The following is a 4,668-nucleotide window of genomic DNA, read 5'->3' on the forward strand; positions in this document are numbered from 1 at the left end:
CATACCCTCGGAAACCAGTTCGTTCAGTGTTTCTGAAAGAACCGCTTTCTCTTTTTTGGTCAAGTTTAGTTCGCCAACTATCTCATTGTAGGACAGTGGCTTATTACGGTTGCGCTTGAACAGTTCGCTCAGGCGCTCGCCTATTTTATAATTTTTCAATATATTCCTCAGTATTGTTTTCCCACTTTGCGACCCAAAATCTCAATCAGTTGTTCTTTCTCAGCCTGAGATTTGGAGTAGCGAAGAGATTGGCCTCTGAAAACATCCAAACGCCTGGGGAGCTTGAAAGTGCTTAACATAACCCCGCGTTTATCACTGTAAAAACAGCCAAAATCAGTGTAGCGTCTGGATACCTTCAAAAACAGGTAATGAATAACAATCTCATATTCATAAAGATTGTAAACGGTTGGGATAAAATAGGGGAGAAGGTTGCCCAAAACCAGAATCATCCCCAAAAAATAAAACCACGGAAGCTGCCACTGTACAACAGCCAGATTCCACAAAAACCAAGCTAACAAAGCAAGAAAGGCGATGAGCAGAACGGAGGTTTTGGGACGTTCCACAAAAGGCCAGGAACGCCAACTGAGCAATGGTTCAGGCGACATTTTGCACAATCTCCCTGCATTTTTCCACCTCTTCCTTCAAAACCAAAATATGGGCAAAGGTCTTGGCGGTTGAGAATTTGGAGCCCAAAGTATTGGCTTCCCGCTGCATTTCCTGCAAAACGAAGTTCAGGCTCTTGCCATTATCGTCCTTCTTTTGCAAAACCTCAAGCAGGGTGGAAATATGGCTCCTCAAGCGGGAAAGCTCTTCATGAATATCGTATCTATCTATATATACAGCAAGCTCTTGAAACAGACGTTGCTCCAGGTTTTCATGGGTTACAGTGTTTAAAAGCTCGGCTGTTCGAGCCTTCATTTCCTTGAAAAGCTCTTCTTTATATGGCTGGATCTCATTTTCAACCATGTCCAAGGCCTGAAGCATTTTATCACAAGATAAAGCTATAACTTCACGTATACCAGATGCTTCGCTATGAAGAGATTCAAGTAGTTTCGAGATAGCCTCATCCATCGTCTTGTTTAACAATTCTTTAAGCAACTCATCTTCATCAAGATCATTGGTGCTTTCAATTATCCCAGGTTCGTCCAAATAAAACTCCAGTGGGACATTGCCATCGATTTCAAGCATCTTTCCGGCTTCCTGAACGATGGCTTTAAATTTACGCAGTTTGGGAAGATTGAGCTTCAGACGTGGTTCACGATGGTCATTGAAGCTGACACGCACTTCAACAGTACCACGTCCCAAAGCTTCCGAAAGTCTTTTCCGCAGGGGATATTCAAAAAAGTTTAACTCTCGAGGCAAATAGAGTCGCAGATCCAAATATCTTCCATTGATTGATCTCAGCTCAATCTCGATGTCAATTTCTTCCGCATGTGTTTTAGCCAGTCCGTGGCCGGTCATGCTTTTCATAATATACTCCTTGAAAATGGATGGGGGAGATAGCTTTGCAGGGCAAGAAGTTAACTCCCCAATATCTAAGTTTACATAACGTATCTTATCAACATGTTAGTATCGGGTCATTTGCAAATCAATGTTCCCGCCGTGGCGCTTTTCACCCTGGCTTTTTTCAGGGTTCCGATGTCGGATTCATCTCCGTCCATCACCGCGATTTTATAGTCTCTGGTTTTTCCGGAAATCTGTCGAGAAGATTTTTTGCTCAGGCTCTCCACATAGATTTCAACTTCGGAACCGATTTGAGCGGAAAACTTCTCCAGAGTAATCTTTCTTTGCAATTCAATCATTTCCTGAAGCCTTGCCAGCCGCTCAGCCTCCGGAACTTTATTTTCAAAAGAACAGGCGGCTGTTCCTTCGCGTTCACTATATTTAAAACAAAACGCGTAATCGAACTGAATTTCACGCATGGCTTCCAGCGTCATTTCAAAATCAAGCCGAGTTTCTCCTGGAAATCCTGCAATCAGGTCTGTGGTTAGCGAAATATCAGGCATAGCTTGTCTCAGCTTTTTGGTCAGATCAAGATAATGTCCAAAAGTGTATTTCCGGTTCATCGCTCTAAGAACCATATCACTTCCGCTCTGCAAGGGTAAATGAATATGTTCGCAAACCTTGTCACAATCAGCCATCGCAGCCACCAAATCGTCTGAAAGATCCTTGGGATGCGAGGTCACAAACCTCAATCTATAAATGGAATCAATTTTGTTTAGTTCTCTCAGCAGCTTGGGAAAATCGTAATCATTCCAGCGGTATGAATTGACATTTTGACCAAGTAAAGTCACATCCTTCAATCCGTTATCACCACATTTTGCCACTTCGTCAATAATTTCGTCCAGCGCCACGCTTCGTTCCCTGCCACGAACGTGCGGCACAATACAATAGGAACAAAAATTGTCACAACCTCGCATGATGGTCACAAAAGCGCAGGTGTTGTCACTATGTACAGGCTTCAGCCCAGGATAAATCTGAAAATGGTCAAATTCAATCTCCGAACCCCCATCCTTGTTCAACAGCTCTGGCAATTGGAGATATTGGTCAACCCCAACCACATAATCCACACCAAACTCCTTTTCCAGCAGCCTCTTCCCCACTCTTTGCGCCATACATCCCAGCACGGCTATTTTCAGTTGTGGATTCTGCTGCTTACGGTGTTTTTCATTCGAAATACGCCCCAAAACACGTTCCTCCGCGTGTTGGCGCACAGAACAGGTGTTAAAAAGGATAAGATCGGCTTCATCAATCTCGGTAACAGCCTCCCAGCCAGCGTTCTGCAGAATCCCGCTAATCAATTCGCTGTCTGAAACATTCATCTGACAGCCGTAGGTTTCAATAAAAAACTTCATTTTTTCTTCCGTCTGGGGCGCTCTTTCCAGAGCTGATAACCCCATGAAATGCCATGTTGGCAAACAATGAAATCCCGCCTGTGAAATCTGTCCATCAGAAAACCATACAGCGTGGCGCTAAGCTTGATAAAAGAACGCGACCTGCTTTCAGCCGCGAACCGCAGCCGTTTTTCATAATCTTCTGTATCCAGATCGCGCATCAAATCCAGCAGATCATTTTTGTTAATCCTGGCTCCATGAATACGATCCGGCCTATACTTTTCTTCCTGGAGCACGATTTTTGCCAAAAACACCGCTGACAGCCCAACACAGATTAACAGGTCAATATCTTGGTTTGGCATGGAAATCTTAGCCAAATTATTTTGGATGATGTCAATCGCCTCCACGCCATCATTTTCTGCCTGTTTCAGTGTCAAAAGCCCCATGGGCAAACTAATCCCGCTTTTTTTGATACCCGCACCACGCAAAGTTATCTCAGTGCTGAAACCACCAATATCCACAATCGCGGCTGTACTCTCTTCCGGAATAAGCTGTTCCGCCGCCAAAGCGCTAAGCTCGCTTTCGAATTCCGGGCTTATCACCCGCAGGGACGTGTTCCAGCGCTTCTCGAACCAAGGTGTTAAAACTTGCGCCACATCGCTTTGCCTGCTAATCCCGGTGGCAATGGCAATCTTTTCTGAATCGATGGCAGCGTCCAGCTTCAAAATCGGAGTCACTGATTTTTTAAAACCATCGATTTGACTCGTTCCCACTCGAACCTGTTTATCCCCAAGTTCACGGTATCCAGTTCCCAGCCCTGTCCTGACCTGGGCTGTATGCAAAGGTCGCGAAACCCCACCGGCGCAAAGACAATAATTTAAATTGTTGGAACCAACGTCAAACACAGACCTCAGCTTTTTATCGCTATATTTCAGTTCCAGAAAACGTTTGATGATGAGCCCAGCCACCTTGGTGTTGGCATTTGCTATCTTTTTAACGGGTCCCATATCTTTGGCTATGGATTCAAAAACCTCTTTCCAAGCCTTTGTAGAAAGTCCAAGGTTCTTCAGTTCCGTTTTATGCGTATAGCGCTCAATTCCTTTAATCAAAATCTCTTCTTCCGGATAGCCGGCGCGAGGACAATATATAATATGGGTTCCACTTTGGATGGCTTCCGAAAAACTGCTGTAACCAGGTTTTGTGAGAAAAACATCAACCTGCGCGACCAAGGTGGAAAAGTCAATCTCCCTGGGAATTTGGATATGGTTCGAAATACCATCCGAGGGCGCGGAAGACAAAACTGTACCCTGAAAAGCCGCGCAAAGTTTCTCCAGATCAAAATCCATCTCACCCTGCCCACCAAATGAACAGAGCAAGGTTGCTTCATCTTTGGAGACACCAAGCTCGGTCATTAAATCTTTTTCAGCCAGGGGCTTACGAGCCAAAAGTCCGGTTTTTTCAACCTTCCTGAAAGATGACATGCTGCGTGGTGAACTCAGAGGCAGCCTGAAAGCATGGTCCACCTTTTGGTAAAGCCCAAAGATCGTGTTGAAAACGGGTTTCAGGTGCGTCTCATCTCCAAAAAGCCCTTCATAGATGAAAAGCCAATCAAAATTAGAAATGGCAAAAACCGGTACATCGGCATAGATTCCTGCCTCCACAGGCAGCCAGGGAATATCGCTTATGATGAGGTCAATCCCTTCCTGTCGCAAAAAATCAACTTCACGCTCCAAAATACTGGACCTCTGCCCCATCAGCTCGAGCAAAGCTTCCTCCGTAGCCTTCAAATCCGGAGCCAAATTTTCCCCATGTTTCACGCCAAAATCGCAGACCA

Annotated in this window: 4 protein-coding genes; all 4 read right to left on the minus strand. The window is 44.9% G+C overall.

Annotated elements, in window-relative coordinates; translation table 11 throughout:
• Positions 1-167: 167 nt before the first annotated feature.
• A complete protein-coding gene (locus GX135_05310; protein ID NLN85507.1) occupies positions 168-605 on the minus strand; it encodes a hypothetical protein in 438 nt (145 codons plus the stop codon).
• Entirely contained in the window at positions 595-1,470 is an 876-nt protein-coding gene (locus tag GX135_05315; protein ID NLN85508.1) for a DUF1732 domain-containing protein, read from the minus strand. Before GX135_05315 ends, GX135_05310 begins: the two co-directional genes overlap by 11 nt.
• A 107-nt stretch (positions 1,471-1,577) precedes the next feature.
• Entirely contained in the window at positions 1,578-2,855 is a 1,278-nt protein-coding gene (gene miaB, locus GX135_05320) for a tRNA (N6-isopentenyl adenosine(37)-C2)-methylthiotransferase MiaB (protein NLN85509.1), read from the minus strand.
• The coding region (locus tag GX135_05325) for a hypothetical protein (protein NLN85510.1) at positions 2,852-4,668 on the minus strand (1,817 nt) is incomplete at its 5' end. The genes miaB and GX135_05325, both read right to left, overlap by 4 nt.

Source organism: Candidatus Cloacimonadota bacterium, from assembly GCA_012522635.1.
Lineage (GTDB): Bacteria > Cloacimonadota > Cloacimonadia > Cloacimonadales > Cloacimonadaceae > Syntrophosphaera.